Raw genomic sequence first — 26,219 nt, forward strand, 5'->3', positions numbered from 1 at the left:
GGCACGCACAGATTCATTCCGTCGAAACGGTCCCGCGCTCGTCGCGCAACGCGGCGTGCAGCGTGTGCCACGCAAGCGTCGCGCATTTGATACGCGCCGGAAATTCGCGCACGCCCGCGAGCACCGCGAGCTTGCCGAGCCCTTCGGCAGCGACTGGGCGGTCCGTTGGCCCCGTCGCCATGGCGTGAAAGCGTTCGAACAGCGCCTCGACTTCCGCTTGCGTGCGGCCCTTGAGCGCTTCGGTCATCAACGAAGCCGAAGCGGTGGCGATCGCGCACCCCGCGCCCTCGAACCCGGCGTCCTTGACCACGCCGTCCTCGATACGCAGATACAACGTGACGCGGTCGCCGCACAACGGGTTGTAGCCTTCGGCGCTATGCGTTGCACCGGGCACGGTGTGACAGTTCCGCGGCCGCCGGTAGTGGTCGAAGATCGTTTCCTGGTACAGCTCGCGCAAGTCGCTCATAGCGGGAACACCTCCTCTACGCGCGCGAGGCCGTCCAGCAGCGCGTCGACTTCGGCGCGCGTGTTGTACAGCGCAAACGAGGCGCGCACCGTGGCCGGCACGCCATAGCGATCCATCACCGGCATCGCGCAATGATGGCCCGTGCGCACCGCCACACCGAACTGGTCGAGTATCGTGCCGACATCGTGGGCGTGCGCGTTCTCCATGACGAACGAGAGGATGCCCAGTTTTTCCTTCGCCGTTCCAATCCTTCTCACGTGCGGCATCGCGCGCAATGCTGTGTCGGCATACGCGAGCAGATCGGCCTCGTGCCGCTGCGCCACTTCCAGGCCGATCGCGCTGACGTAGTCCAGCGCGGCGCCGAGCCCGATCGCGCCGGCAATATTCGGCGTGCCCGCTTCGAACCGCCACGGAATGACGTTGTACTCGGTCTTCTCGAACGTCACGGAGCGGATCATGTCGCCGCCGCCCTGCCATGGCGGCATGGCTTCCAGTAGCGCAGCCTTCGCGTACAGCGCGCCAATGCCGGTGGGGCCGTAGATTTTGTGACCCGAGAACGCATAGAAGTCGCAATCGAGCGCGGCCACGTCCACGGGAAGATGCGCGATCGCCTGCGCGCCATCGACCAGCACCGGCACGCCGCGCGCATGCGCAAGCTCGATCATCTGCGCAAGCGGATTGACGGTGCCCAACGCGTTCGACGCATGCGCGACCGCCGCCATGCGCGTGCGCGGGCCGAGCAGGCGCCCGTAGGCGTCGAGGTCGAGCGTGCCGTCGTCGTCGATCGGCGCCACCTTCAGTAACGCGCCCGTCTGCGCGCAGACGAGTTGCCACGGCACGATATTCGAGTGATGCTCCATTGCGGTGATGAGCACTTCGTCGCCAGGCTGAAGGCGCGGCCGCGCATAGCTTTGCGCCACCAGGTTGACCGCTTCCGTGGTGCCGCGCGTGTACACGATCTCCTTCTCGTGCGCCGCGTGAATGAAACGCGCAATGCGCGCGCGGGCGCCCTCGTAGGCATCGGTCGCGCGCTGCGACAGCAAATGCACGCCGCGATGCACGTTGGCATTGTCGTGCTCGTAATAGGCCTGTTCGGCGGCGATCACGCTCGCGGGCTTCTGCGTGGTCGCCGCGTTGTCGAGGTACACGAGCGGCTTGCCGTGCACGCTTTCCCGCAGAATCGGAAAGTCGCGGCGCCAGCCCATGACCGCTTCGGTGTCGGGAATCCCCACCGGTTCGAGTAGATTCATGACAGTCCCCGCAGGTATTCGCCACCGGGCAGGCGCGCGAGCAGCTGTTGCGTGAGCCGGCTGCGCAGCGCGGCGCTTTCCACGCGATCCACGCTCACGCGTGCGAACGACCACACGAGTAGCGCCCGCGCCATGCGCTCGTCTATGCCGCGCGAGCGCAGATAAAAGAGCGGGCTCTCGTCGAGCTGGCCAACGGTCGCGCCGTGCGTGCACTTTACGTCGTCGGCGTGAATCTCCAGTTGCGGCTTCGTGTCGATCTCGGCGTTGCGCGAGAGCAGCAGATTGTCGTTGCCTTGATGCGCGTTCGTCTGCTGCGCGTCCTGGTGCACGATCACGCGGCCATCGAACACCGCGTGCGAAGCGCCGTCGAGCACGCCGCGATAGTATTCCCGGCTCGTGCCGCGCGGCATCGCATGGTCGATGCGCGTGTGATGATCCACGTGTTGCCGCGCGCTCACGAAATACAGGCCGTTCAGGTCGGCTTGCGCGTCTTCCGCATCGAGGCGCGTGTCGATCTGCGTGCGCGACAATGCACCGCCAAACGCGAACGAGTGCGAGGTGAAGTGGCTCGCGCGCCGCTGCGAAACGCCCACGTGCGCGATATGAAACGCGCTGCGCGCCTCTTGCTGGATGCGGCAATGCTGAACGTCGGCCTCTTCGTCGGCAACGATTTCCGTGGCGGTGTTGACGAAATAGGCTTCGTCGGTAATGCCCGCGAACTGCTCGACGATCGAGCACCGCGCACCCTGCTCCGCCACCACCGCGTTGAACGGATGCATGGCGAGCGCGGCCTCGCTGCTGAAGAACAGCACGTGCAGCGGCCAGTCCAGCGCGCAGCCGGGCGGCAGCACGACCACGTAGCCGTCGCTGCGAAATGCGCCGTTGAGCGCCGCAAAGCCGTCCTCGGGCGCATGCCGCGCCATGATGGATTCGATCCGCTCAGGAATCCTGCGCATTGCCTGTGCGAGCGTGCCGACGAACGCGCCTTCCGGCAAAGGCGGCAAGGACGAGAGCTTCGGCACGTGACGGCCGTTCACGAACACGATACGCCCCCCGGCATCGGCGGGCACGAGGTCGTCGATCAGGCGGGCATAGTCGGTTTGCTCGCCGTCCGAAGGCATGAAATGCCAATGCGGCTTCGCAATCGACATCACATTGGTGTACTTCCACGCTTCGAGTTGCGTGCCGGGAAAGCCCAGCGTCTCGAAGCGGTCGAACGCGTGCCGCCTCGCCTTGCGCAACCACGGCAGCTCGACGCCCGCCAGCGTCCCCGCCATCGTGCGGAAGGCTTCGCGGTAGTGCTCGCGCGTTGATTCGCTCATCGTTGCTCCCTGGCGGCTGCCGTGTGTTGCGTGCCGGCACCTTGCCCCGCTGCAGGTCCGTCGCTATCCTGCTCGCCGAGCCAGCCATAACCCTTGCGCTCCAGTTCGAGCGCAAGCTCATGCGAACCCGAGCGCACGATGCGGCCCTGTGAAAGCACGTGCACCTGGTCCGGCACGATGTAATCGAGCAGGCGCTGATAGTGCGTCACGAGCACGATGGCCCGGTCCGCGCTGCGCATCTGGTTCACACCACGGGCGACGAGTTGCAACGCGTCGATATCGAGCCCGGAGTCGGTCTCGTCGAGAATGGCGAGACGCGGCTCCAGCACCGTCATCTGCAGCACCTCGTTGCGCTTTTTCTCGCCGCCCGAAAACCCTTCGTTCACGCCCCGGTACAGCAGGTCTTCCTTCATCTCCATGGCCGCCATTTTCTCCTTCACCAGCGCGAGAAAGTCCATGGCGTCGAGCTCCGCCTCGCCACGATGCTTGCGCTGCGCGTTGAGCGCGGCCTTGAGCAGATAGATATTGCTCACGCCCGGTATTTCCACCGGATACTGAAACGCGAGAAAGAGCCCGCGGCGCGCGCGCTCGTCGGGCGCAAGCGCGAGCAGGTCGCAGCCGTCGTACTGCACGCTGCCCCCCGTGACCACGTATTGCTCGCGCCCCGCCAGCACATGGGCGAGTGTGCTTTTGCCGGAGCCGTTCGGCCCCATGATCGCGTGAACCTCGCCCGCATTCACGCGCAAATCCACCCCGCGCAGAATCGGCTTGCTTTCCACTTCGACATTCAGATTGCGGATTTCCAGCATGCTTCACTCCCTCTTAACCTACGCTGCCTTCCAGGCTCACGCCCAGCAGCTTCCGCGCTTCCACGGCGAACTCCATCGGCAATTCCTTGAGCACGTCCTTGCAAAAGCCGTTGACGATCATCGACACCGCGTCCTCCTCACTGAGACCGCGCTGCCGGCAATAGAACAACTGGTCTTCGCCGATACGCGACGTAGACGCTTCGTGTTCGACTTTCGCACTCGGGTTCTTCACCTCGATATAGGGAAACGTGAAGGCGCTGCAGCGATCGCCGAGCAGCAGCGAATCGCACTGGGTGTAGTTGCGCGCGTTCTCGGCCGAGCGCGCCATTTTCACGAGCCCGCGATAAGCGTTCTTGCCGCGGCCCGCCGAGATCCCCTTCGAGAGAATCGTGCTGCGCGTATTGCGCCCGATATGCACCATCTTCGTACCGGTATCGGCCTGCTGATAGTGGTTGGTGAGCGCCGCCGAATAGAACTCGCCAATCGAGTTGTCGCCCTGCAAGATCACGCTCGGATATTTCCACGTAATGGCGGACCCGGTTTCGACCTGGGTCCACGAAATCCGGGCATTGGCCTCGCGGCAGTCGCCGCGCTTCGTCACGAAGTTGTAGATGCCGCCGCGCCCTTGCGCGTCGCCCGGATACCAGTTCTGCACCGTCGAATAGCGGATTTGCGCGCCTTCCAGCGCGACGAGTTCCACCACGGCGGCGTGCAACTGGTTTTCGTCGCGCATCGGCGCGGTGCAGCCTTCCAGGTAGCTCACGTAAGCGCCCTTGTCGGCCACGATGAGCGTGCGCTCGAATTGACCCGTGTTGCGCGCGTTGATGCGGAAGTACGTGGACAACTCCATCGGGCAGCGCACGCCCGGCGGGATATAGCAAAACGAGCCGTCGCTGAATACGGCCGAGTTGAGCGTGGCAAAGAAGTTGTCGGTGTAAGGCACGACCGAGCCGAGATACTGGCGCACGAGGTCCGGATGCTCGCGCACCGCTTCCGAAAACGAGCAGAAGACGATGCCAAGCTCGCCCAACTGCCGGCGAAATGTCGTGGCGACGGAGACGCTGTCGAATACCGCGTCCACGGCCACGCCCGCGAGCATCTCGCGCTCCTGCAGCGGCACCCCGAGTTTTTCGTAAGTGCGCAGGAGTTCCGGATCGACTTCGTCGAGGCTCTTCGGGCGGTTCGCCTGCGTATGCGGCGCCGAGTAGTAGGCGATGTCCTGGAAGTCGATGGGCGGGTGTTCGATGCTCGCCCAATGCGGCTCGGTCATCGTGAGCCAATGCCGGTAGGCGGCGAGCCGCCATTCGAGCATGAAGTCCGGCTCCTGCTTGCGCTCCGAGATAAGACGGATCACGTCCTCGGATAAACCGCGCGGCAACGTATCCGACTGTACGTCCGAAACGAACCCGTGCGGATATTCCCGCCGCAGCAATTCCTCGAAAGTTTTCGCTTGTGTATCCATGACGTTATTACGGTCTCCTTTACACTCATGACCTCATTCTAGATCTCATGGCAAAACCCTGGCATGGCCGGGGTTTAACCGAAGCGCATGGAACGCGAAGCAGGCACGCCCAATGCGAAAGACCTTGTTCACAAGAGAGATATGACAACGCTCCAACATCATCGTCTCGCATGTCGTAATGCTCACGGCCGCCGTCTTCGCAAGCCGCATCATTCGCCGCTGGGGCTTCTGGTGGGTCATTCTGGGCGGATGGCTCGCCAACCGCTTCGGCTATCCGGTGGCGTTCCTCGCTCCTGGCAGCCTCGCTATCGTCGCGCTGGCCATGTGGATCGCGCAGGGCGCGACCATACGCCGCTCGTGCGACACGCGCCGCGACGAACTGGAACCACTGGCCGACGTCGATACATCGGCGCTGTTTCACTGATGACGATGGCCGCAAGCGCACAGTTGCGGGCATGCGATTCGCGACATCTTGCAGGGACATGACGACGAAGACCCACGGAGAAGCCATGAAGCCACCCCATGTTCTTGTCTGGGGCGCGATCGCCTGTGCGGTGCTCGCCGCCGCCCCGCTGTCAGCCAGCGCGCAGGCTCAAACGCCTGTTCATCCCCCTGCGCCGCCGATGGTGAAGCCGCCGGCAGCCGTGCCAGGTACGGCAAGCCAATCCAACCCCGACAACATGCCTGTGAAGAAGCCCAAGGGGCCCGCCACCCACGACAAGATGATGCGCAGCGACCCCGCCAGTGACGCGCAGGCCAAATAGCGCAAAAAGAGCTCACCGTTGGCCGCGCCAGGCGCTACCCTTTAACGAAGGAACTCACGGAGGAACAGGATGAGAATCGAATTCACGAGTCGCCGTCACGCCGTCGCTGCCGCACGCGTAGCGTTCGAAGCCAACGTGGACAACCGCCCGGTATGGTGCAGCGTATCGCTCGACGCGCTGAACGACCGCTTCGGCAACACCGGCACATCGGCGCATGCGCTATTGAGCGCGTTCGAGGCGAACCGCCCGAGTATCGAACTGGCCGCGCGGCACGCGCTGGAGAAAAACGGGGGCCAGTCCGTGGAACTCGAAACGCGCGATCTGGAGTAATCGCGCCGACACAAGCGCAATCGAATTCGCAACAGGGTTCGAATCGTCAGCCGAGTCGGTCTGCTCCCGGCAGGCCTCGATACTTCCCCAAAGAACGGAACAGCGCTCGCCAGAGTGCCAGTTCCGCCAGTCGAAGTGTCCACAATGACTGGCATCCGTACACACCCGCCCGGTTCAATTGCGCATCGCGATCGGCTAATCTTTTCTTGCGTCCGCGACCAGCGCCACCCTTTCGTGTGCGTCGCGTTGTTCCCCCCGGCGCTTGCCGCGGAACGCACCCTGCCAGCCACACTACGCTTGAACCCCGTTCGCCTCGACGCGACGGCCCGGACGTGACAAGGAGGCAGACATGGACGCATTACAGTGGGGAACCGCCATTGGCGTCATGGTATTGGTGATTGCGGCCACGGCCGTGATCGCACACTATCGACGCGAACGACGCCGCGCAAGCCTGTTGCGCAACCTCCACCACCACAACGGCATCCGCTCTTCGCACCTGCGCTAGCCAGCCGCGCGCCATGCGCGATGCGCGCACGTCGCGAGCATCGCGCGCAAGCGTCCGATATCGGCGGGCTTCGCGAGATGCGCATGGAATCCGGCCGCCAGCGCCGCCGCGCGGTCGCTGTTCGAAACATGCCCGCTCAGCGCGACCAGCATCACGTTGGCGTGATCCGGTACGGCGCGCAGGCGCTCCGCCAGTTCGTAGCCGTTCACGGCCGGCAAAAACGTTGAATGCCGCACGGTGTTCGAAATGACAGCATTTCGGACAGGAGCGCGCCGCACGCCGTAGCGTGAATTACGTGAAATACCGCGGACGAAAAAAGCGGGAACGGTGACAGACGAGTGACAAAAAAACGCCCGGAACCCCGGGCGTTGTCTTTGGAGCGGACGCTGCTTCAGACCTTGCGCGCCCGGAGATATTTGAAGAACTCTGCGCCCTCCTGCAGGCGCCGCTTCATCATTTCCCAGCTCACCAGCATCTCGCGGACGATTTCCCAGATCTTCGACGGCCGGAAATAAAAGCGCTTGTAGAACTCCTCGACGCCGAGGTAGATCTCTTCGCGCGACAGGTGCGGATAGCCGATCGTCGAGGCCTGGGTGCCGGCCGAATTGATGAGCGTGATGACCTTGGTATCGTTCAGCCAGCCATTTTCGACCGCCTGCTTATGAAGCACGGTGCCGGGATAAGGCGCGGCGAGCGAGACCTGAATGGTATGGGGATTGATCTCTTTCGCGTACTGAATGGTCTTCTGGATCGTTTCGTGCGTCTCGCCCGGCAGGCCGAGGATGAAGGTCCCGTGAATCTTGATGCCGAGCTTGCGGCAATCCTCGCTGAACTGGCGCGCGAAGTCCGTGCGCACGCCCTTTTTGACGTTCACGAGAATCTGGTCGTCGCCGGATTCGAAGCCCACGAGCAACAGGCGCAAACCGTTGTCCTTCATCACCTTGAGTGTCGAGTACGGCACGTTCGCCTTGGCATTGCACGACCACGTCACGCCTAGCTTGCCAAGCCCGCGCGCGATCTCTTCGGCGCGCGGCCTGAGATCCGTGAACGTGTCGTCGTCGAACATGATCTCCTTGATTTCGGGCATGTTGTCGCGAATCCATTTCACCTCTTCCAGCACGTGCTCGACCGAGCGCGTGCGATAACGATGGCCCCCCACCGTATGCGGCCACAGGCAGAACGTGCAGCGGGACTTGCAGCCGCGCCCCGTGTAGAGCGAGAGATAAGGATGCTTGAGATAGCCGCTGAAATAATGCTCGGACGTGAGGTCGCGCTTGTAGATCGGCGAGACGAAGGGAAGCTGATCCATGTCTTCGAGTATCGGCCGGGCGTCGTTGTGCATGATGCCGCCGTCGGGCAGACGATAGCTCAGGCCGAGGATCGATTCGAACGGGCGACCCTGGGAGATCTCGAGACAGGTGAAATCGAATTCCTCCCGGCACACGAAATCGAGCGCGTCGCTCGCGCTCAGCGAACCTTGAGGATCGACCGCCACCTTGGCGCCGATCATGCCGATGAGGATCGTGCTCTTGTGCCGCTTCAGGTGCTCGCAGAACTGAATGTCGCTCTGGAACGAAGGCGAACTCGTGTGAATGATAACCAGCTCGTATTCCTGAGCAATATTCAGGGTCGCTTCGAGCGTCAGGTCGTCTGCGGGGGCATCCACCACGCGGCTGCCTTCGACCAGCGCGGCGGGCTGAACGAGCCACGTGGGATACCAGAACGAGCGGATTTCGCGCTTCGTTTGAAAGCGCGAGCCCGCGCCGCCATCGAAGCCTTCATAGGAAGGTGCCTGCAGAAACAGCGTTTTCATGAATGCCCTCGGAGAAAAATCGTGAATTTGTCTCGAAGCCTACAAAAACATGACACTTTGGCTGGATGGCGGCTTTGCCCGGGTCAAGAATACTACGACTTGCTGCCGCGGCACGTCGAATAAACGTCTGTACCGCTTATCGAAACCCCCACTTAACAAGGCCGCCGCCGGATGAACACCGCAGCACACCGCATTCGTCGGCATGAGCGATGCTTTCTGTACTATATTTTTCTGGCATCCGCAGCAGCATTCACAGCGCTCCAGATCAGGAGGCGATGTATGTCGCGATATCACGACATGCCGGAAGGCGTGCCGGTTGGCAATGGCCACCGTATCAGCCCAGCGGACTTTCTGCTGATGGCAGGCTTTCTCGCCTACCGCGCCCCGCTCGCGTCGCTCGACGCCCGCGCGGCGGCCCGGCGTATCCTCGATGCGGTGCTCAGTGCGGCGGCCGCGCATGGGTTCGCGGATTCGGCAGCGCTCGAATCCTTGATGGCGAGCGCCGAAAAGTCGGCAGACGTGCGCAGTCTCGCGGAGCAAGCCAGCGCTGCCGTTGGTGACACGTTCACTTACATGCAGGTGATTCGCGGCGCGGGCGTCGCGCTGGAAGCGGACGCTTATACGCTGGTCACTTGAGACCGGGCGTTCCCGCGGCAGCGCGTATGCGCAGGACCGTCTGCCGCGACGTGCCGAAGCGCCGCGCCACTTCGCTCACCGAGAGCCCGCTGCCCAGCGAACTCATCACGCGCGCGCGGTCGTGCGCCGAAAGCGAGGCGGGCCTGCCCGTAGGGCGCCCGCTGCGCTGCGCGGCCTTCAGGCCGTTGCGGCTGCGTTCGCCGCGCGTCGCCGCCTCCATGCGCACCACCGCGCGCAGCATCTTCACCGCTTGCGGCTCGGGGCGCCCCGCGAGATCGACGCCGCCCAGTTCGACACAGCGCACGCCAATCTTCCCCTTGCGGCAATTGAGCAGCGTGGCGAGCACGTCGCGCGCGTTGCAGCCCAGGGCGGAAAGCTGCAAAACCACGAGTTCGTCCTCGGGATCGATGCGTCCGAGCAGCCTCGTCAACGCGGGGCGCTCGGCGGCGGCCACATAGGGCGCCACCGTCTCCACCGCCACACGGTTGAGCGCCACCGTGTAGCCCGCCTTGTCGAGCTGGATCAGCTCCCGCTCGGGAACCTCGCTGTTGCCTGCACCGTTGATGTAGAAAAAGGTCCGTTGCACACGTGGCTCCCGTACTCGCCCAGCGGCTCGCGAACTAGCGTCGCAAGCGCGCGAAAGTCGCCAGCAGGTCTTCGAGCAGCACCGGCTTCTTGAGGTGCGCGTCGAAGCCCGCCTGTTCGGACTGCTCCACATCGGCCTCCTGGCCAAAGCCGCTCAGCGCGATGCAGATCACCGATTCGAGCGCGGGCTGCGCACGCAGCTTGCCAATGAACTCGCACCCGTCCATGCCCGGCATGCCGAGATCGGAGAGCACGAGATCCGGCGCGTTGCCGTTGAGCAGCGTAAGCGCTTCCTCGCCGCTCGTGGCCGTCTGCACGTCCGCGCCCTCGCCTTCCAGCAGCAGCTTGAACGTTTCGACCGTGGTGGCGTCGTCGTCGACCATCAGGATATGGAGCCCTTGCAGCGACGCCATGGCCGCGCCGTCGCGGCTGTCCGCATGCGCGAACGAACGATGCATCGGCAGTGCAACCGTGAACGTCGCGCCGCGCCCCAGGCCTTGCGACTCCGCGCGCACGCTGCCGCCGTGGATCGTCACGAGTTCCCGCACGAGCGCGAGGCCAATGCCGAGACCCGAGCGCCGCGCGGCGGACTGGCGGCTCTGCTTGTACATGTCGAAGATTTGCGGCAGGAGCGCCGGCTCGATGCCGGTGCCGGTGTCCGCCACGCGCAGCACGGCTTCGTCGCCGCTGACCTCCAGCGAGACATTCACCGAACCGCGGTTGGTGAACTTCATCGCATTGCTGATGAGGTTCCAGACAATCTGCTCGATGCGCGTGAAATCGGCGTTCAGGATCACCGGTGTCTCAGTGATCGAAACGTTCAGCGCAATGCCGCGCTGCTGCGCGTCGAACTGCACGGCGTTGCAAACGCGCTGCACGATCTCGCGCATGTCCACCGCCGATCGCATGACCGAGAGCTTGCCGGTGCGCACGCGCGAAATATCCAGCAGGTCGTCGATGATCTGCGCCTGGCCGACCACGGTGCGCCGGATCGTGTCCGCGGCGCGCGTGAGGTTCAGGCTCTGGCGCGTTTCCGGCGCCCGCGCAATGAGTTCGGCGCTCGCCGAGATCAGGTTGAGCGGATGCTTGAGTTCGTGCGACACCACGGCGAGAAACTCGTCCTGGCGCCGCTGCCCGTCGCGCTCGCCGGCGTCGCGCACCTGTTCGAGCGTGGTGTCGCGCACGTCCGCGTCCGCGGGCACGAGTTCGCCCAGGTCGCGCGCGATCTTGGCAAAGCCGCTCACACCGGCTTCATCGAGGCGCGAAAGCACGCCGCTCGCGAAAAAGCGCGTGCCGTCCTTGCGCAGGTGCCAGCGTTCCTCGTCGGTGCGGCCATGCTGGCGCGCCAGCGCGAACTCGCGGTCGGCGACCTTGTTCACGCGGTCTTCTTCGGTCGAAAGCAAATGGGCGGACTGGCCGATCATTTCGGCCTCCGTATAACCGAAAATGCGTTCCGCGCCCGCGTTCCAGCTCGTGACGAAACCTTCGTCGTCGAACGTGATGATCGCGTAGTCCCTGGTGCCCTCGGCGACGATGCGCATGCGCCGCTCGCCTTCGCGCAACAGGTCTTCGGCCTGACGGCGCCCGGTGATGTCGATGAACGAGAGCACCGCGCCGTCGATGCGGTCTTCGGTCGTGCGGTACGGCACGAAGCGCGCGAGATACCAGCACCCGTCGTTGCTCTTCAGCTCGCGCTCGATCAGGCGCAGCGAGTCGAAGGCTTCGGCGGCGTCGTCGGCGAGCTTGTCGTATTCGAGCCGGTGCGTGATGTCGAGCAGCGAGCGGCCGATATCCGAGGGAATGATGCTGAAGACGTCGGTCGCGCGCGGCGTGTAGCGCTTGATGCAGATGTTGCGGTCCACGAAGATCGTGCCGATGTCGTTCGCCGCGATCAGGTTCTGCAAGTCGTCGTTGATCTTGCTGGTCTCTTCGACCTTCGACTTCAGCTCCGCGTTGACCGTGGTGAGCTCCTCGTTGATCGACTGCAGCTCTTCCTTGCTGGTTTCGAGTTCCTCGGTCGCCGAGCGCAGTTCCTCGTTGATCGCCTGCAGTTCCTCGTTGGACGCCTTCAGTTCTTCCGTCGAGGTTTCCGACTGCTCGATGGTCGACTGCAACTGCTCCTTCGTGCGCTGCAGTTCGCGTTCGAGCTGCGTGATGATCGGGTCCTTCTGCACGTCCACGCAAGCCGTTTCCGCCCCGCTCATACTGTCTTCGACTTCGTCGAAGAGCACCAGCACGAAGTCGGCGTTGGCCTCGAGGTCGTGCACGGGCCGCGCCGTCATGTTGACGAAATACGAGCGCCCGTCGCGCTCCAGACGCACGCGCCGCGCCTCGACGCTGCGGTTCGCGTGCAGCGCCTGGTAGATCGCGGTGCGCAGTTCGAGCCGCAATTCCGGGCGCACGGCGGCGACGATGTTGTGCGAAGGCTCGCCGCCCGAATACTGCAGGAAGCGGCCCGCGCGGTCGGACAGATGCACGATTTCCGAATCGCGGCTCACCAGTACGCTAGGCGGCGCGTACTGCTCGACGAGGCGCTGGTGCAGGTCGCCGAACGAAAAGCGGCGGCGCCCCGGCGGCTGCACGGTCGCGACCACGGGCCGCGCGTTCATCGTGCCGGAAATCGCCACGGGCGCGGGCGTGTCGCCGCGCACCGCCATGTTCGCGCGGTAAATGCGGCTGCGCTTGTCCACCACGGTGAACATCGAACTCACGCTGTCCGCCGACTCGGAGCTGCCGAGGAACAGCACGCCGCCCGGGCGCAGCGCGAAGTGGAACATCTTGAGGATTTCGATCTGCGCTTCGCGATCCAGATAGATCAGCAGGTTGCGGCAGCAGATCAGGTCGAGGCGCGAGAACGGCGGATCGCTCAGGACGTTGTGATGCGCGAACAGCATGTGCTCGCGCAGCTCCTTCTTTACGCGATAATGCGCGGCGTCCCTGGAGAAGAACTGGCGCACGCGTGAAGGCGTGACGTCGGCGAGGATCGAGTCGGGAAAGAGGCCCGTGCGCGCGAACGAAATCGCGCGTTCGTCGATGTCGGTTGCGAAGACCTGGAACGAGATGCCTTCCGTCGACTTGAGCGAACGCTCCTGGAGCAGCATCGCCAGCGAATAGGCCTCCTCGCCCGTGGCGCAGCCCACCGACCACACGCGGATACGGTCCTGATCGCCCCGCCCTTCGAATAGCTGCGGCAGGACTTCGCGCTCGAGCACCTCGAACGCTTCCTTGTCGCGGAAGAAGTTGGTGACGCTGATGAGCATGTCCTGCAGCAGCGCCTGGGTTTCCTCGGGATGCAGATGCAGATGGTCGCGATACGCCTGGAGGTCGGTGATGCCGTTGACCTGCAAGCGCCGTTCGATGCGGCGCAGGACCGTGGCGCGCTTGTAGTGGCGGAAATCGTGCGCCGTGCGCGTGCGCAGGATGATCATGATCTCGCGCAGCGCCCGCTCGGCCGCCTCGTTGACATGCTCTTCGCGCTGCTCCTCGCTTTCCGCGACGGGCAGTTGAATTTCCTTCGTCGTCGACCAGAGGTCCAGCAGCCGCTGCGGCATCTCCGCCGCGGTGGTGACGAAATCGACCATGCCGGTGGCGATGGCGCTGCGCGGCATGCTGTCGTATTCCGCCTCCGAGGGATCCTGGGCAAATGTGATGCCGCCCATTTCCTTGACGCGCGAGAGGCCGGCGGAGCCGTCCGAGCCCGCGCCCGAGAGCACGATGCCGATGGCGCGCTCGCGATGCGTTTCGGCGAGCGTGCGGAAGAACACGTCGATCGCCGCGCGGCGGCCCTCCTGGGGCTGACTGGGGGAAACGCGCAGATAGCCGTCCACCATCGCCAGATCGAGCGACGGTGTGATGACGTACACATGGTCATGCTCGATGGGCGTCGGGCTCGTCACCTCCACCACGGGCATGCCGGTCGCCTTGCGCAGCAGCGCGGCCAGACTGCTTTCGTGGTCGGGCGCGAGATGCACGACCACCACGAACGCCATTGAGGTACGGGAAGGCAGGGATTCGAAGAAGGCCAGCAGCGCGCTAAGGCCGCCTGCCGATGCGCCGATGCCGACGATCGGATAATTGGTCTGGCTGCGGGGCATAAGGCCACGTCGTTTCGGCATGGTTGCCAGGTCCTGAAGTGGGAATCAATCGCGTTCGCACTCTCGAACCCCGTCGGCAGCGCGCCGCGCCGACATTATCCCTCCAGTAGCATCGACTGCAACACCCCCGCCGCATCGCCCGCACGCCGCGCAGTTTCCTCCTCGCGCTGCTGCGCGTCGAACTCGCCGCACAGCCTGTAGTGCTCGCCCTGGGCACGGCTCATCGACTCGCGCTCGCGCAGCGCGCGCATTGCATCGCGCAGCGAACGCTCCACGTCGGTGGTGCGGCCTCGGGTGAGCGAGGCCGCCGTGTAGGCGTGGCCCGTGTGGCAGCGGTAGCGCAGCAGACGCGAGTAATCGAGGCGCCACAGCGTGCCGTTGCATTCGGGACAGGTAAACGTCGAAGGCGTGCCGATGCGGCCCAGGTCGCCGGCAAGCCCGTTGCCCTCGCGCCACGCGCGCAGCTCCGTGCTGACGAGACCGGCAGCGCGGAGCTGCGCGGCGCTTTCGGCGGCCGTTACGGGCCGCACGCGGCCCGTCAGTTCCACGAGCCGGTGGGCCACGCCAGCGAGCGGCAGGATGTATTCGGCGAAAGGCGCGGCGTTGAGCGGCATTTCGCTTGCGAATGCGTCGGACGGGTCCTGGACGATCCCTGTGCCGCCGCAGGCCTGGATGGCCTCGAGGCCGGCCGCGCCGTCGTCGAGCAAGCCCGTGAGGATCACGCCGATGCCGCGCGGCCCAAGTTCCGCGGCCACGCTGCGAAAGAGCGGGTCGATGGCCGGGCGGGCAAAGTTTTCCTTCGCGCCATGTACGAGACGCAGGCGCGAGCCCTCCACGATCATGTGCTGGTCGGGGGGCGCCACGTAAATCCGGCCGGGCGACCAGGTTTCGCCGTCCTCGGCATGCACCGCGCGCAGCGGGCCTGCGCTGCTGAGCAGCGACGGCAGATGGCTGTAATGGCTGCCCACGTGGAGCACGATCGCGATCGCCGCCCGCAGGTCAGCTGGAAGCTCAGACACAAGACTTCGAAGCGCATCGACGCCACCTGACGATGTGCCTATGGCGATGAAGTCTCGGTAGATCAATTTGTGTCCAGGTGGCCAGGGTGAATCGGGGTGAACCAGTCGATTGCCGCAATTGCCGTGCCCGCACGGGTAGCAACGAGCGCCCCGGGCGCCGCGGCATCTGCCTTGCTGTTTCCATGCGCGAGGGCCACGAACTGGTGGGCTACGGCATGGCCACGGGCATCTGGGAAGCGCTGCAGACGGAAGCGACCGTGCGCGGCGCGGCGCCTCGTGCATATCGAGTGGTTTCACGATCACGCGCGCATCGAGGCCATGCTGTTCGAAGGCGCGCCGGGCATATCGCGCCCGACCTCGCGCGCCACGGCCACGGCCTGACGTTCCGCCACGCCGACGCCGAACGCTACGCGGTGCGCTGACGCGCCGTCATTCAACTGTCAGGTGGCCGCGCGGGCACCTGCTGCCAGCCGCCGGGGCAGGTCCGCACGTACGGGTAGTAGGTCTGCGACGCGACGCAGTAGTACCAGACGCCGTACGGCGCCTCGCCACCCTGCCCGCCCTGGCCGCCGCCTTGCCCGTATTGCTCGTTTTGATCGTACATATTGGCGCCGCCGTACTGGGGCTCGGCCTGGGCCTGGCCCTGGCCTTGTTCGATCCACTGTGTGGGCTGCGAGAAGTCGCCGGAAACGTAGGGGTAGTAGACGCTCGCGATGTACGGCGGGTAGTAGTACGGATAGAACGGATAGCCGTAGACGAAGCCCGGGCCGAAGTAGAAGCCGACGCTCGCCGAACCGCAGCAGCCATACCAGCCGTGATAGTAGCCGCCGTGATACCAGCCGTAGCCGTGGTAGTAGCCGCCATGGTAATAACCGCCGTGATACCAGCCGCCGCCGCGATAGCTGCCGTTATAGCCGCCGTGGTAGCCGCCGCTCCAGCCGCTGCTGTGATTCACGCCGCCATAGCCGCCCCAGCCGCCACCGCTGCCTCCACCACCGCCCCAGCCACCGCCGCCGCCGCCGTGCACCCAGCCGCCGCCTCGACCCGCGCTTGCCCCGGCGCTGATGCATAGCGCCACGAGCACGAGCAGGAGTCTGCACAATTCACGCGCTTTCATGATGCTTACCCCGGTAGCCGCTGACCGATACGCTGACCGATAGCCGTCTGGCTTCATAGATTAGTTTAGGCGTCGGAAGCCCATTTTTCCTGTGCGGGCGATCACGGCGCGTTACTGCTCGCGCCAGTCGTCCTGCCTCGCGATGATGGCCGCGCCGATGAGTCCGCCGTCCCGCCGGAACGCGCCCGGAACGACCACGCGTTCGCGAAACTCGCGCAGCGTGCGCTTGCGCACTGCGGCATCCAGCGCGTCGATCAATGGGGGCACATTCGAAAGACCGCCGCAAACCGGGACGACCGAAGCGCCCGTGATATTGACCACGGCAGCGAGGGGTTCCGATACCAGTGCGAGCCAGGCGGAAACGGTACGCCGCGCGCGATCGCTGCCTTGCTGCCAGTCGTCGAGAAGGGTGTGGCTGTCTTTCTGTTCGTCGTTCAGCAGTGCGTGGAGCCGTTCCAGACCGCGTGCCGCGCCGATGGTGTCGACGCAGCCCAGGCGCCCGCAGCCGCAACGCAATGCGCGCACGGGCTGAGCGTGGCCCGTGCCGTCGAAGTCGACGTGCGTGCTGACGGGCAGCCCGTGGCCCCACTCGCCCGCGATGCCACTCGCGCCACCCACCACACGGCCGCCCACGACGAGCCCGCCGCCGACACCGGAGCCGAGGACTACGCCAAACACGACGTCGTGGCCCACACCCGCGCCCTCGACGGCCTCGGCCAGGGCGAGGCAGTCTGCGTCGTTGGCAATGCGTACGCGCCGCTTGAGCCGGAATGACAACTCCGCGCCGAGCACGCGGCCCGAGACGCATGGGACGTTGGACGCGCAAATCACGCCGCTTGCGGGATCGACCGCCCCCGCCATCGAGATAACGAGGAGCGAGCGGGTCTCGCCAATATGGCGAGCCGCGAGGGCTTCGAGGGCCGCGCCGAACGCCTCCCAACTGTCGACGGGCGTCGGCACGCTTTCGACGAGACGTACGCTGCGCGGACTGTCCGATACACCGAGCCTGGTGTATGAGCCGCCGATGTCCGCGACAAAGACGCGTGGGTGTTGCCCCTGTTCAACGCTGGTGTCTGGCACCCTGGCTCCTCGTTAAGTGCATCGGCGACGCCAGCCTGCGGTCTCAGCGGGCGCGCACGAAATGATGCTCTATCTTCGCGCGCAATACGCCGTCGACGGCCGCGAGCTGTTCGCGCAGCCGGGCCGCCCGCCTTTCGGTCATGTCGCCAAAGACGATTTTTTGCTCGAGCACGTCGCCGAAGCGGGTCACGGCCCATCGGTCGACGACCACCTGTTCGCCGTCGAGCACGCCCGCGGCAGTCGAAACGACGCCGAGATCGAGACCGGACACCAGATGAACGGTGTGAGTCAGCGTGAAACCAGGAAGACAGTGCGACAGGTCTTCACAGACGGTCGACGAGGAGGAGGTATCTTGAGGCATGGTGGCTCCGGATGAAAGTTGATCGAACCGGTGCCAGCCAGGCTGTTCCCGTTTCGTTGCCGTTAATCGGCCGCATCGCCTCGAGGGCTTCCACCTTGCCCGGGAGGGCAGGTTGGCGTCGGTCAGTCCGACTCTGGATGCTTTACTTCTCGTGTTCGATATTCCGAACGAGCTTTCATTATACCGAAAACGGGGCGCCGGGCAAGCAGTGCGGCCACGCGCGACTTCACACCCGGCCTTCCCGGTATTCCGGCCTGCACGCTACTTCCTGGGGACTGCGCCGCGCGATTCGGCCGCCCTGAGGAAATCGAAATCGGCGCCCTTGTCTGCCTGGGTCACGGTGTCCAGAAAGAGCTTGTGATAACCGCGACTTGCCGTGGGTGCAGTCACCGGATTCGCCTGCGCCCGGCGCGGCAGTTCCTCGTCGTCCACAAGCAAGCTGATCTCGCGGTTGGCCACGCTCAAGCGAATGCGGTCGCCGTTGCGGACATGTGCGAGCGGGCCTCCTATGGCGGCTTCCGGCGTGACGTGCAGCACGATCGTCCCGAATGCGGTGCCGCTCATGCGTCCGTCCGAAATCCGCACCATGTCTTTCACGCCGGCCCGCGCCAGCTTCTTCGGGATCGGGATATAGCCGGCCTCGGGCATGCCCGGCGCGCCTTTGGGCCCGATGCGCTTGAGGACGATCACGTCGTCGGCATGCACGTCGAGGTCGTCGGAGTCGATGCGGTTCGCCATATCGGTCGCGTCTTCGAACACCACCGCGCGGCCCTCGTGCTCCATGAGCGCCGCCGAGGCGGCCGATTGCTTGATGACCGCGCCGCCCGGCGCAAGATTGCCGCGCAGCACGGCCAGGCCGCCTTGCGGGTAAATGGGCGCGCTGAGCGGCTTCACCACATCCTGCGCGAAGCGCGGCCCGGCGCGCTCCATCTCCTCGCCCAGGGTACGGCCGGTCACGGTCATGGCGTCGAGATGCAGCAAGGGCTTCAGTTCATGAAGCAGCGTGGCCATGCCGCCAGCCCGATGAAAATCTTCCATGTAGTGCTCGCCGGACGGCTTCAGGTTGAGGAGCACCGGTGTTTCGCGGCCCATGCGGTCCACCGCGTCCAGATCGATGTCGAAGCCCATGCGCCCGGCAATAGCGGCAAGATGCACGATGCCGTTGGTCGACCCGCCAATGGCCAGCAACACCCGTAAGCCGTTTTCGAACGACCCGGCGCTGAGCACCTGGTCGATGGTGAGCCGCCGTCGCGCCATCTCCACGACTTGCGCGCCGGTCTGCTCGGCCACGCGCATGCGGTCCGACGTGACCGCCGGCGGCGAGGCCCCGCCCGGCATCGTCATGCCCATGGCTTCCGCCACGCAGGCCATCGTGCTGGCCGTGCCCATGACGGCGCAGGTGCCGACGCTCGGCACGAGGCGGTCGTTCACCTCGGCGATCTCTTCCGCCGTGACTTCGCCGGCGCGAAACTTGCCCCAATAGCGGCGGCAATCCGTACATGCGCCGACGCGTTCGCCGCGATGCGCGCCCGTCACCATCGACCCGGTAATGAGCTGAATGGCCGGAATGCCCGCCGATGCCGCGCCCATCAACTGCGCGGGCACCGTCTTGTCACAGCCGCCGATGAGCACGACCGCATCCATGGGCTGCGCGCGAATCATCTCCTCCGTGTCCATCGACATGAGGTTGCGCATGAACATGCTGGTTGGCTGCGAAAAGCTCTCGTGGATGGAAATGGTCGGGAATTCCATCGGCAGTCCGCCCGCCAGCAGAATGCCGCGCTTGAGCGCCTCGAGGAGCTGCGGCACGTTGCCGTGGCACGGGTTGTACGCACTACCCGTGTTCGTGATGCCGATCACGGGACGCTCGAGCGCGTCGTCGGTATATCCGGCGCCCTTGATGAAGGCCTTGCGAAGGAACAGCGAGAACTCCGTGTCGCCGTAGTTCGTCAGTCCGCCACGCATGCCCTGCGGATCATGGGAATCTTTTTCGTTCGGGGAGCGCTTTTCGGACATAACCATGATCCTCGGGTCGGTTCATTCAGCCTGGTCGAAGTGCCGTCGCCGGTAAGGGTACTGCGAATTGCGCCATCAGCGAGGTGGAGCGCGGCCCGACGTCCGTGCCCGCAATATTACAAAATACCTTCAATAGCGGATTGAACTCAATGCGCGCAAACTCGGTCAGTCAAGGTACCGGATTTGCTCGCTGTATTCCTTTCGGCCCACTGAAGCGAAATCATGTCGACGAAACCGACCCAGCCCGATTCCTCCAACGCGGCTTCCCGCGCGGCCCCCAGCGCGAAAGTGCCTGCGCATCCGCACGGCGCACCGGCCGCACCCGCCTCGCCCGCCGGCAAGCACCCCGCGCCGCCCTGCACGCTCGTGATCTTCGGCGCGGGCGGCGATCTGACCAAACGCCTTTTGATGCCGGCGCTCTACAACCTCGCCGTCGACCGTCTGCTCGACGACGGCATGAAGATCATCGGCGTGAATCACGGCGAGCGCGAGACGAAGGCGTGGTCCGACGATCTGCACGCCTCGCTGGAAAAATTCGCCGCCGACAAGGCGAGCACCTTCCACGCCGGTAAGCTCGACGACAAGGCGTGGGACTGGGTTGCGCAGCGCCTCACCTACATGGCGGGCGAATTCGAGGACGACAGCGCGTTTGAGCGCCTCGCGCAGCAGCTGAACGGCAAGTCGCGCGGCAACGTCGTCTTCTACCTCGCCGTGGGCGCGCGCTTTTTCAAGCCGATTATCGAGCGTCTCGGCAAGGCCGGGCTGCTCGACGAGGGCAACGACGGCAACGGCATGTTCCGCCGCGTCGTGATCGAAAAGCCCTTCGGCGCCGATCTCGCTTCGGCGCGCGACTTGAACGAGCATGTGCTGCGCTTTGCGAACGAATCGCAGGTCTATCGCATCGACCACTTCCTCGGCAAGGACACGGTGCAGAGCATTCTCGCGCTGCGCTTCGCCAACGCCATGTTCGAGCCCGTCTGGCGGCGCGAGTACATCGACAGCGTGCAGATCACGGCCTCGGAAGTGATCGGCGTGGAAGGCCGCGGCAAGTTCTACGAGCAGACTGGCGCGTTTCGCGACATGGTGCCCAATCACCTGTTTCAACTGCTCGGCATGGTCGCCATGGAGCCGCCCAACTCGTTCGACGCCGAAGCCGTGCGCAACAAGAAAGCCGATATCTTCGATGCGCTCAAGCCGCTCACGCCCGACGACGTGGTGTTCGGTCAATACGCCAAAGGCCCGGCGGGCGTGGGCTACCGCGAAGAGCCGGACGTGGCGCAGGACAGCCGCACCGAAACCTATGCCGCCGCGCGCGTGCAGATCGACAACTGGCGCTGGGCCGGCGTGCCGTTCTATCTGCGTACCGGCAAGCGCCTCGCCGCGCGTCGCACGGAGATTTCGGTGCAGTTGAAGAGCGTGCCGTTTCTCCTCTTTCGCGACACGCCGGTCGATACGCTCACGCCCAACGTGCTGACGCTGCGCATCGATCCGTCGCATGGCACGAGCTTCGACTTCAACGTGAAGACGCCGGGGCCGGTCGTGCAGATCGGCCCGGTGCATTCGTCGTTCGACTACGACGACTTCTTCGCGGAGCGCGCCAATGTCGGCTACGAAACCCTGCTCTACGATTGCATGCTCGGCGACCAGACGCTCTTTCAGCGCGCCGACGGCATCGAAGCGGCATGGTCGACGGTGGATGGCGTATTGCACCCGGAACTCGACGCCGCGCTTCCCGTGTACGAGTATGCCGCGGGCAGCGAAGGCCCGGCGCAGGCGGATGCCCTGCTCGCGCGCGACGGCCGGGCGTGGCGCGCCCTCGCGCCGACGCCAGCGAAGAAGACGTGAACCAGACAGCCAAGGAGAACGTATGACCAAAATCGAAAAAGCGGTCAAGAAAAGCGCTGTGAAAAGCGCGGTAAGTGCAACGCAAACCTCGCAGGACATCGAAAATATTCTCGCCATCGACGTAGGCGGAACGGGCCTGAAGGCCGCGATCATCGACGCGAGCGGCGCAATGCGCACGCAGCGCGCGCGCGTGGCGACGCCGCATCCGTGCCCGCCCGCCTTGCTGGTCGAGACGCTCGCGACGCTCGTCGGCCCGCTGCTCAAGCAGTATCCGGCTACCCACGTTTCGATCGGCTTTCCTGGTTTCGTGCGCAACAATCATGTGATCACGGCGCCGCACCTCGGCCCCGATGACTGGAACAACGTGCCGCTCGCCCAGATGCTCGGCGAGCGCCTGGGCATTGTGTCGGTGCGCATGATCAACGACGCAGAAATGCAGGGCCTCGCCGCGATCGAAGGGCAAGGCCTCGAATTCGTGATGACGCTCGGCACGGGCGTCGGCACCGCCATGTTCCGTGACGGCGAACTGATGCCGCACCTCGAACTCGCGCATCATCCGGTCAGCAGGAAGCGCGCTTACGACGAGTACATCGGCGACGCCGCGCGCAGCAAGGCCGGCAACAAGCGCTGGAACGCGCGCGTCGAGAAGATCATCGGCATACTCGACTCGCTCGTGCACTACGACAAGCTGTGGATAGGCGGCGGCAACGCGGCTCGCCTCACGTTCGATCTGCCGCCGAACGTGGCCACCGTGCCGAACGACCGCGGCATCGAGGGCGGCGCGCGCCTGTGGCATCCGCGTTCGGTGCGCGAAACGCGGCAGTTGCCCGCGGCCACGCAACGCGCGGGCAAATTCCGCTAGCGGGATCGCTTAAGGGCTGAACTAACTCACGCCGGGCCAGGGCAACGCGCTGGCCCGCGTGCCCACCTTGCGCCCGACGATCTCGTAGATCGATACCTCGTCGCGCTCGAACGCCGTGGCCCAGTCGCGCAGATATTGACGCCACGTTTGATATTTCCGGTCGTTCACGAGTTGGCGCAGCGCCATTTCCTTCGCGCGGAAATTCTCCTCCCACAGGCGCAGCGTGCGCACGCAATGCCGGCGCAGGTTCTGGATGTTCGACACCTCGATGCCGCTTTCGCGCATCGCGGTGAGCGCATAGCCCAGGTCGGGCAGTTCGTCGTCGGGAAAGAGATAGCGCGCGAGGTACGCGCCGCTGTCGAGGCCGAAGCGCGAATCGATGCTGCCAGGCGCCGTCGACATGATGCCGTGGCTCACGAGCACGCCGTCCGGTTCGAGGTGTTCCTGCAATACTGAAACGTAGTCCTGAAGATCGCTGCGGCCTTCGCATTCGAACATGCCGAGGCTCGCAATACGGTCGAAGCGGCCTTTGACATCGGCGTACGCCTGCAGGCGTATGTCGATGCGATCGGCAAGCCCCGCGGCCTTCACGCACTCGCTCGCCCATTCGAACTGATTCTTCGACTGCGTGATGCCTACGCAGCGCGCGCCGTATTGCTGCGCGGCCCGAATGACCAGTGCGCCCCAGCCGCAATCGACATCGAGCAGGCGGTGGCCGGGCTGCAGGCCGATTTTCGTGAGCACGTGGTCGATTTTCTTGAGCTGCGCCGTGGCGAGGTCTTCTTCGCCGCTTTCGAACCACGCGCACGAGTAGACCATTCTCGGGTCCAGCCACATGGCGAAGTATTCGTTGGGCACATCGCCCAGGTGCGTGTCGCGCTCGGTCAGCACGCGCGCCGCAAACGATTTAAGGAAGGAGCCAAACCCGTGTTTTGCTTTTCCCTCATCAGGCATCTATTTCTCCGTTTTGGCGCGTTGTGGTGTGCGGACAGGGTTCAGTGTTTGGCTTCGGCGCGCTCGTCCGTCATGCCCGCGCGCTTGCTGGTGGGTGCGAAGCGCTCGCTGCGCGGCACCCATACGCGGCGGAACTGTTCGCGCTCGCGCTCTTCCGTGAACACCGAAAGCGAAGGCTTGACGAGATCGTGGCGCGACACGATGCCGAGCAGGCGGCGGGTCTTGTCGTCGTCGACGACGGGAACGCGGTCGAGTCCCGTGATGGCCAGGCGCGCGGCCACGTTCCTGCAGGTCTCACCGGGCAGCGCGATTTCGGGCAGTGCATCGGAAAAAAGCGCGCCAATTGGCGCATGCGCGGAACTGGGCAACGCTCGGTCGAGCAGCGCGCGATCGGCCATGCCCACAAGCACGCCGTTATCGACCACGGGGAACGCGCGGAACTTCTGCTGCGCGCCGAAGTGGGTGCGCAGGACCTCGGCGACAGTCGTGCGGGCGTCGATCGATTGCACGCCCTTGGTCATCACTTCTTCCACGTAGTGCCGCTCGAGCGGGTCGATGCTGTATTCGCGGTAGATGTGATAGCCGCGGCGCGCGATCTTTTCGGTGAGAATCGAGCGTCGCATGAGCAACACCGTAAAGCCGTACGCAACCGCCGCCGAAGCGAGCAGCGGCAGCAAGGCATTGGCGTCGCCCGTGAGTTCGAACGCGAACACGGCGGCCATGACCGGCGCGCGCATCATGCCGCCGAGCGCCGCCGCCATGAAGATGAGCGGCCACACCGCGGGCTCGTGGCCCGGCATGTACGGGCCGGCCAGCGCGCCCACGCCCGCGCCCATCATCAGCAACGGTGCAAGCACGCCACCCGAGGTGCCCGAAGCCAGCGCAATGACCCAGATGATGGCCTTCACGACCACGATGCCGATCACCACCTGCATGGCGAGGTGGTTGTGCAGCAGATCGCCGATCACGTCGTAGCCCACGCCGAGCGTGCGCGGCTGAAAGTACCCGCCGATGCCGACCGCAATGGCGCCGAGCGCCGGCCACCACATCCAGTGGATCGGCAGCTTGCCGAACAGGTCCTCGACCTTGTAGAGCCACGTGGAAAGGCCCCACGACAACGCGCCCGCAACGAGCCCGGCAATGCACGACGACACGATGCCGACCGTGCCGAGCGGCATGGTTTGCAGCGGAAAGAGCGGGCCACTGCCGAGCAGCAGGGGACGCGTAAATCCGGCGACGGCGCAGGCGATGGCGACAGGCAGCAGGCTGCGAGGCCGCAATTCGAACAGCAGCAGCTCGATGGCGAGCAGCACGGCGGCGACCGGCGTGCCGAACACCGCGGTCATGCCCGCCACCGCGCCCGCCACGAGCAGCGCCTTGCGCTCTGCTCCCGAGAGGTGGAAGAACTGCGCGATGAGCGAGCCGATCGCGCCGCCCGTCATGATGATCGGGCCTTCGGCCCCGAACGGCCCGCCGCTGCCGATCGCAATGGCGGAGGCGAGCGGCTTGAGCACGGCGACTTTCGGCGACATCTTGCTCTTGCCGAACAAAATAGCTTCGATGGCTTCGGGAATGCCATGGCCGCGAATCTGCTCGGAGCCATAGCGCGCAATCAGCCCCACGATGAGGCCGCCGATCACGGGCATCACGACTACGAGCACACCGAGCGTATTCTCCGCCGGCGAATGATTCGCCGTGGAAAACGTCTGGAAGAAGAACAGATTCGTGAAGAAGCGGATGAGGTGCAAGAGAAAGTCCGCCGCGACGGTACTCAGCGCGCCGCCGGCGGCCGCAATGGCGCTAATGCGCAGAAGCCGGACATCGGTTGCGAAATCGCCCCTGTCGCCGTTGTGATTACTCATGGTTCCTTTAGCCGCTCAAGATCGGTCAGTAACATCCTCCGCACTTTATATCACATTATGATGTAACTCGTGACGCTGGCTGATTCCCTCGCCGCTCAGGAGCGGGCAGCGCCGCCGCCCTTGCGGGCTTGCCCGCCCGCATCGGCAAAGAGTTCGACCACGAGTTCGCGCAGCCAGCGGTTGCCCTCGTCGTGCTGCACGCGCGCGTGCCAGAGCAAATGAATGGGTGCAGCGGGCAGCTTCATGGGCAGTGCGCTCAGGCTCAGCGAAAACGGCTTCGCCAGTTGCAGCGCAAGCCGCTCCGGCACCGTGGCGATCAGATCGGTGCGCTCGAGGATGTAGCCCACGCTCATGAAGTGCGGCACCGAGAGCCGCACCTGACGCTTCACGCCGCGCCGTTTCAGCCATTCGTCGACCTGGCCGTGCCCGGTGCCCGCGGACACCACCACCAGATGCTCGGCGTCGCGCCAGGCCGCGAGCGTGAGCGGCGCGTTCTCCAGCGGATGGCCGCGCCTGAAGAGACAGACATAGCGCTGATCGAAGAGGCGCCGCTGATAGAAGCCGCCTTTGAGTTGCGGCAGCAATCCGATGGCGAGATCGACCCGGCCGTCGGCCATCTCGTCGCTGAGCGTGACGCCCGTATTGCGCACGGTGTTGAGCGCGACACCCGGCGCTTCGCGCGCGAGGCGCTCGAGCAGCGCGGGCAGAAACACGACCTCGCCGATATCGGTCATGCCGATAGTCATGGTGCGCGTGGCGCGCAGCGGATCGAAGCCGGTCACGGGATTGAGCGCGCCGTGCAGCGTGGCGAGCGCCTGCGCGACCGGCTCCGCGAGACGCAGCGCGAACGGCGTGGGCACCACGCCGCCCGGCCCGCGCACGAAGAGCGGATCGTCCAGCAGGCGGCGCAGCTTCGCGAGCGCGTTGCTCACGCCGGGCTGGCTCATGTTCATCTGCTCGGCCACGCTCGCCACGCGCCGTTCCCTCATGAGCCGATGAAAAAGCAGCAGCAGGTTGAGATCGATATCGCCCAGTTCCATTCATTCAATCCAGTGATGAAGTAGATT

Annotated in this window: 24 protein-coding genes, 1 pseudogene and 1 riboswitch; of the genes and pseudogenes, 8 read left to right on the forward strand and 17 right to left on the reverse strand. The window is 65.0% G+C overall.

Features of this window, described 5'->3' with window-relative positions; translation table 11 throughout:
• Nucleotides 1-13: 13 nt before the first annotated feature.
• Genes sufU through sufB form a run of 5 tightly spaced genes read right to left on the reverse strand, consistent with a single transcriptional unit; the run spans nucleotide 14 to nucleotide 5,309 of the window.
• Nucleotides 14-466, reverse strand: a complete 453-nt coding sequence (gene sufU / locus A3CW_RS0114855; protein ID WP_028204283.1) for a Fe-S cluster assembly sulfur transfer protein SufU — start codon at nucleotides 464-466, stop codon at nucleotides 14-16.
• Nucleotides 463-1,716 (reverse strand): cysteine desulfurase, encoded by a 1,254-nt coding sequence (locus A3CW_RS0114860; RefSeq protein WP_028204284.1) that lies wholly within the window; start codon nucleotides 1,714-1,716, stop codon nucleotides 463-465. Before A3CW_RS0114860 ends, sufU begins: the two co-directional genes overlap by 4 nt.
• On the reverse strand, nucleotides 1,713-3,038 hold the full coding sequence (sufD, locus tag A3CW_RS0114865; RefSeq protein ID WP_028204285.1) for a Fe-S cluster assembly protein SufD: 1,326 nt from the start codon (nucleotides 3,036-3,038) through the stop codon (nucleotides 1,713-1,715). The genes A3CW_RS0114860 and sufD overlap by 4 nt, the downstream gene beginning before the upstream one ends.
• Nucleotides 3,035-3,847, reverse strand: a complete 813-nt coding sequence (gene sufC, locus A3CW_RS46320) for a Fe-S cluster assembly ATPase SufC (protein ID WP_051481469.1) — start codon at nucleotides 3,845-3,847, stop codon at nucleotides 3,035-3,037. The genes sufD and sufC overlap by 4 nt, the downstream gene beginning before the upstream one ends.
• A gap of 13 nt (nucleotides 3,848-3,860) precedes the next feature.
• Complete coding sequence (gene sufB / locus A3CW_RS0114875; RefSeq protein WP_028204286.1) at nucleotides 3,861-5,309, reverse strand: Fe-S cluster assembly protein SufB; 1,449 nt, start codon at nucleotides 5,307-5,309, stop codon at nucleotides 3,861-3,863.
• A gap of 178 nt (nucleotides 5,310-5,487) precedes the next feature.
• Between sufB and A3CW_RS0114880 the strand changes: the two genes are divergently transcribed.
• The 4 genes from A3CW_RS0114880 (at nucleotide 5,488) to A3CW_RS53300 (ending at nucleotide 6,908) form a co-directional block, all read left to right on the forward strand.
• Nucleotides 5,488-5,733: a hypothetical protein gene (locus A3CW_RS0114880; RefSeq protein ID WP_028204287.1), complete on the forward strand. Its 246-nt coding sequence runs from the start codon at nucleotides 5,488-5,490 to the stop codon at nucleotides 5,731-5,733.
• An 85-nt stretch (nucleotides 5,734-5,818) separates the two neighbouring features.
• Nucleotides 5,819-6,073 (forward strand): hypothetical protein, encoded by a 255-nt coding sequence (locus A3CW_RS53295; protein WP_028204288.1) that lies wholly within the window; start codon nucleotides 5,819-5,821, stop codon nucleotides 6,071-6,073.
• 69 nt (nucleotides 6,074-6,142) lie between these two features.
• Nucleotides 6,143-6,403 carry a DUF1488 family protein gene (locus A3CW_RS0114890; protein ID WP_028204289.1) on the forward strand — a complete coding sequence of 87 codons (261 nt, stop codon included), beginning with the start codon at nucleotides 6,143-6,145 and terminating at the stop codon, nucleotides 6,401-6,403.
• 349 nt (nucleotides 6,404-6,752) lie between these two features.
• The gene (locus tag A3CW_RS53300; protein ID WP_169739106.1) at nucleotides 6,753-6,908 is read left to right on the forward strand and encodes a hypothetical protein; all 156 of its coding nucleotides are present in this window, start codon (nucleotides 6,753-6,755) and stop codon (nucleotides 6,906-6,908) included.
• On the opposite strand, the gene A3CW_RS53050 is transcribed toward A3CW_RS53300, so the two are convergent.
• Nucleotides 6,905-7,117, reverse strand: coding sequence for a response regulator (locus tag A3CW_RS53050; protein WP_161782934.1), 213 nt, complete (start codon nucleotides 7,115-7,117; stop codon nucleotides 6,905-6,907). The two genes, A3CW_RS53300 and A3CW_RS53050, sit on opposite strands and share 4 nt — an antisense overlap.
• Nucleotides 7,118-7,299: 182 nt before the next feature.
• On the reverse strand, nucleotides 7,300-8,721 hold the full coding sequence (gene hpnJ / locus A3CW_RS0114905; protein WP_028204290.1) for a hopanoid biosynthesis associated radical SAM protein HpnJ: 1,422 nt from the start codon (nucleotides 8,719-8,721) through the stop codon (nucleotides 7,300-7,302).
• A 279-nt stretch (nucleotides 8,722-9,000) separates the two neighbouring features.
• Here hpnJ and A3CW_RS0114910 point away from each other — a divergent pair, with 279 nt between their 5' ends.
• On the forward strand, nucleotides 9,001-9,357 hold the full coding sequence (locus tag A3CW_RS0114910; RefSeq protein WP_028204291.1) for a hypothetical protein: 357 nt from the start codon (nucleotides 9,001-9,003) through the stop codon (nucleotides 9,355-9,357).
• Here A3CW_RS0114910 and A3CW_RS0114915 read toward each other — a convergent pair.
• The 3 genes from A3CW_RS0114915 to A3CW_RS0114925 all read right to left on the reverse strand — a co-directional run bounded on the left by A3CW_RS0114915 (nucleotide 9,350) and on the right by A3CW_RS0114925 (nucleotide 15,121).
• Nucleotides 9,350-9,943 carry a recombinase family protein gene (locus tag A3CW_RS0114915; RefSeq protein WP_028204292.1) on the reverse strand — a complete coding sequence of 198 codons (594 nt, stop codon included), beginning with the start codon at nucleotides 9,941-9,943 and terminating at the stop codon, nucleotides 9,350-9,352. The two genes, A3CW_RS0114910 and A3CW_RS0114915, sit on opposite strands and share 8 nt — an antisense overlap.
• Before the next feature lie 34 nt (nucleotides 9,944-9,977).
• Nucleotides 9,978-14,057, reverse strand: coding sequence for a CheR family methyltransferase (locus tag A3CW_RS0114920; protein ID WP_028204293.1), 4,080 nt, complete (start codon nucleotides 14,055-14,057; stop codon nucleotides 9,978-9,980).
• A 74-nt stretch (nucleotides 14,058-14,131) separates the two neighbouring features.
• Nucleotides 14,132-15,121, reverse strand: coding sequence for a chemotaxis protein CheB (locus tag A3CW_RS0114925; RefSeq protein WP_028204294.1), 990 nt, complete (start codon nucleotides 15,119-15,121; stop codon nucleotides 14,132-14,134).
• A gap of 192 nt (nucleotides 15,122-15,313) precedes the next feature.
• On the opposite strand from A3CW_RS0114925, the pseudogene A3CW_RS53305 reads away from it, so the two are divergent.
• A pseudogene (locus tag A3CW_RS53305) lies at nucleotides 15,314-15,477 on the forward strand (enolase C-terminal domain-like protein); the annotation flags it as partial.
• 11 nt (nucleotides 15,478-15,488) lie between these two features.
• Here A3CW_RS53305 and A3CW_RS50155 read toward each other — a convergent pair.
• From A3CW_RS50155 to A3CW_RS0114950, 4 genes are all read right to left on the reverse strand, one after another.
• Nucleotides 15,489-16,172, reverse strand: a complete 684-nt coding sequence (locus tag A3CW_RS50155) for a hypothetical protein (protein WP_154677950.1) — start codon at nucleotides 16,170-16,172, stop codon at nucleotides 15,489-15,491.
• A gap of 111 nt (nucleotides 16,173-16,283) precedes the next feature.
• Complete coding sequence (locus A3CW_RS0114940) at nucleotides 16,284-17,252, reverse strand: ROK family protein (protein ID WP_051481472.1); 969 nt, start codon at nucleotides 17,250-17,252, stop codon at nucleotides 16,284-16,286.
• A gap of 43 nt (nucleotides 17,253-17,295) precedes the next feature.
• Nucleotides 17,296-17,613 (reverse strand): hypothetical protein, encoded by a 318-nt coding sequence (locus tag A3CW_RS52340; RefSeq protein WP_154677951.1) that lies wholly within the window; start codon nucleotides 17,611-17,613, stop codon nucleotides 17,296-17,298.
• A 42-nt stretch (nucleotides 17,614-17,655) separates the two neighbouring features.
• Nucleotides 17,656-17,759, reverse strand: a riboswitch (SAM-I-IV-variant riboswitch).
• Nucleotides 17,760-17,874: 115 nt separating this feature from the next.
• The gene (locus A3CW_RS0114950; RefSeq protein WP_028204298.1) at nucleotides 17,875-19,629 is read right to left on the reverse strand and encodes an IlvD/Edd family dehydratase; all 1,755 of its coding nucleotides are present in this window, start codon (nucleotides 19,627-19,629) and stop codon (nucleotides 17,875-17,877) included.
• Nucleotides 19,630-19,851: 222 nt separating this feature from the next.
• Between A3CW_RS0114950 and zwf the strand changes: the two genes are divergently transcribed.
• On the forward strand, nucleotides 19,852-21,474 hold the full coding sequence (gene zwf / locus A3CW_RS0114955) for a glucose-6-phosphate dehydrogenase (RefSeq protein WP_028204299.1): 1,623 nt from the start codon (nucleotides 19,852-19,854) through the stop codon (nucleotides 21,472-21,474).
• A 22-nt stretch (nucleotides 21,475-21,496) separates the two neighbouring features.
• A complete protein-coding gene (locus tag A3CW_RS0114960; protein ID WP_081771672.1) occupies nucleotides 21,497-22,336 on the forward strand; it encodes an ROK family protein in 840 nt (279 codons plus the stop codon).
• Between the two features lie 21 nt (nucleotides 22,337-22,357).
• Here the strand turns inward: A3CW_RS0114960 and A3CW_RS46345 are convergent, their stop codons facing one another.
• The 3 genes from A3CW_RS46345 to A3CW_RS0114975 all read right to left on the reverse strand — a co-directional run bounded on the left by A3CW_RS46345 (nucleotide 22,358) and on the right by A3CW_RS0114975 (nucleotide 26,192).
• Nucleotides 22,358-23,290, reverse strand: a complete 933-nt coding sequence (locus A3CW_RS46345) for an SAM-dependent methyltransferase (RefSeq protein WP_051481473.1) — start codon at nucleotides 23,288-23,290, stop codon at nucleotides 22,358-22,360.
• Nucleotides 23,291-23,331: 41 nt separating this feature from the next.
• Nucleotides 23,332-25,152 (reverse strand): chloride channel protein, encoded by a 1,821-nt coding sequence (locus tag A3CW_RS0114970; RefSeq protein ID WP_028204301.1) that lies wholly within the window; start codon nucleotides 25,150-25,152, stop codon nucleotides 23,332-23,334.
• Between the two features lie 95 nt (nucleotides 25,153-25,247).
• Nucleotides 25,248-26,192 (reverse strand): LysR family transcriptional regulator, encoded by a 945-nt coding sequence (locus A3CW_RS0114975; protein WP_028204302.1) that lies wholly within the window; start codon nucleotides 26,190-26,192, stop codon nucleotides 25,248-25,250.
• Nucleotides 26,193-26,219 lie beyond the last annotated feature (27 nt).

Source organism: Paraburkholderia nodosa DSM 21604 (assembly GCF_000519185.1).
Taxonomy (GTDB): Bacteria; Pseudomonadota; Gammaproteobacteria; order Burkholderiales; family Burkholderiaceae; genus Paraburkholderia; species Paraburkholderia nodosa.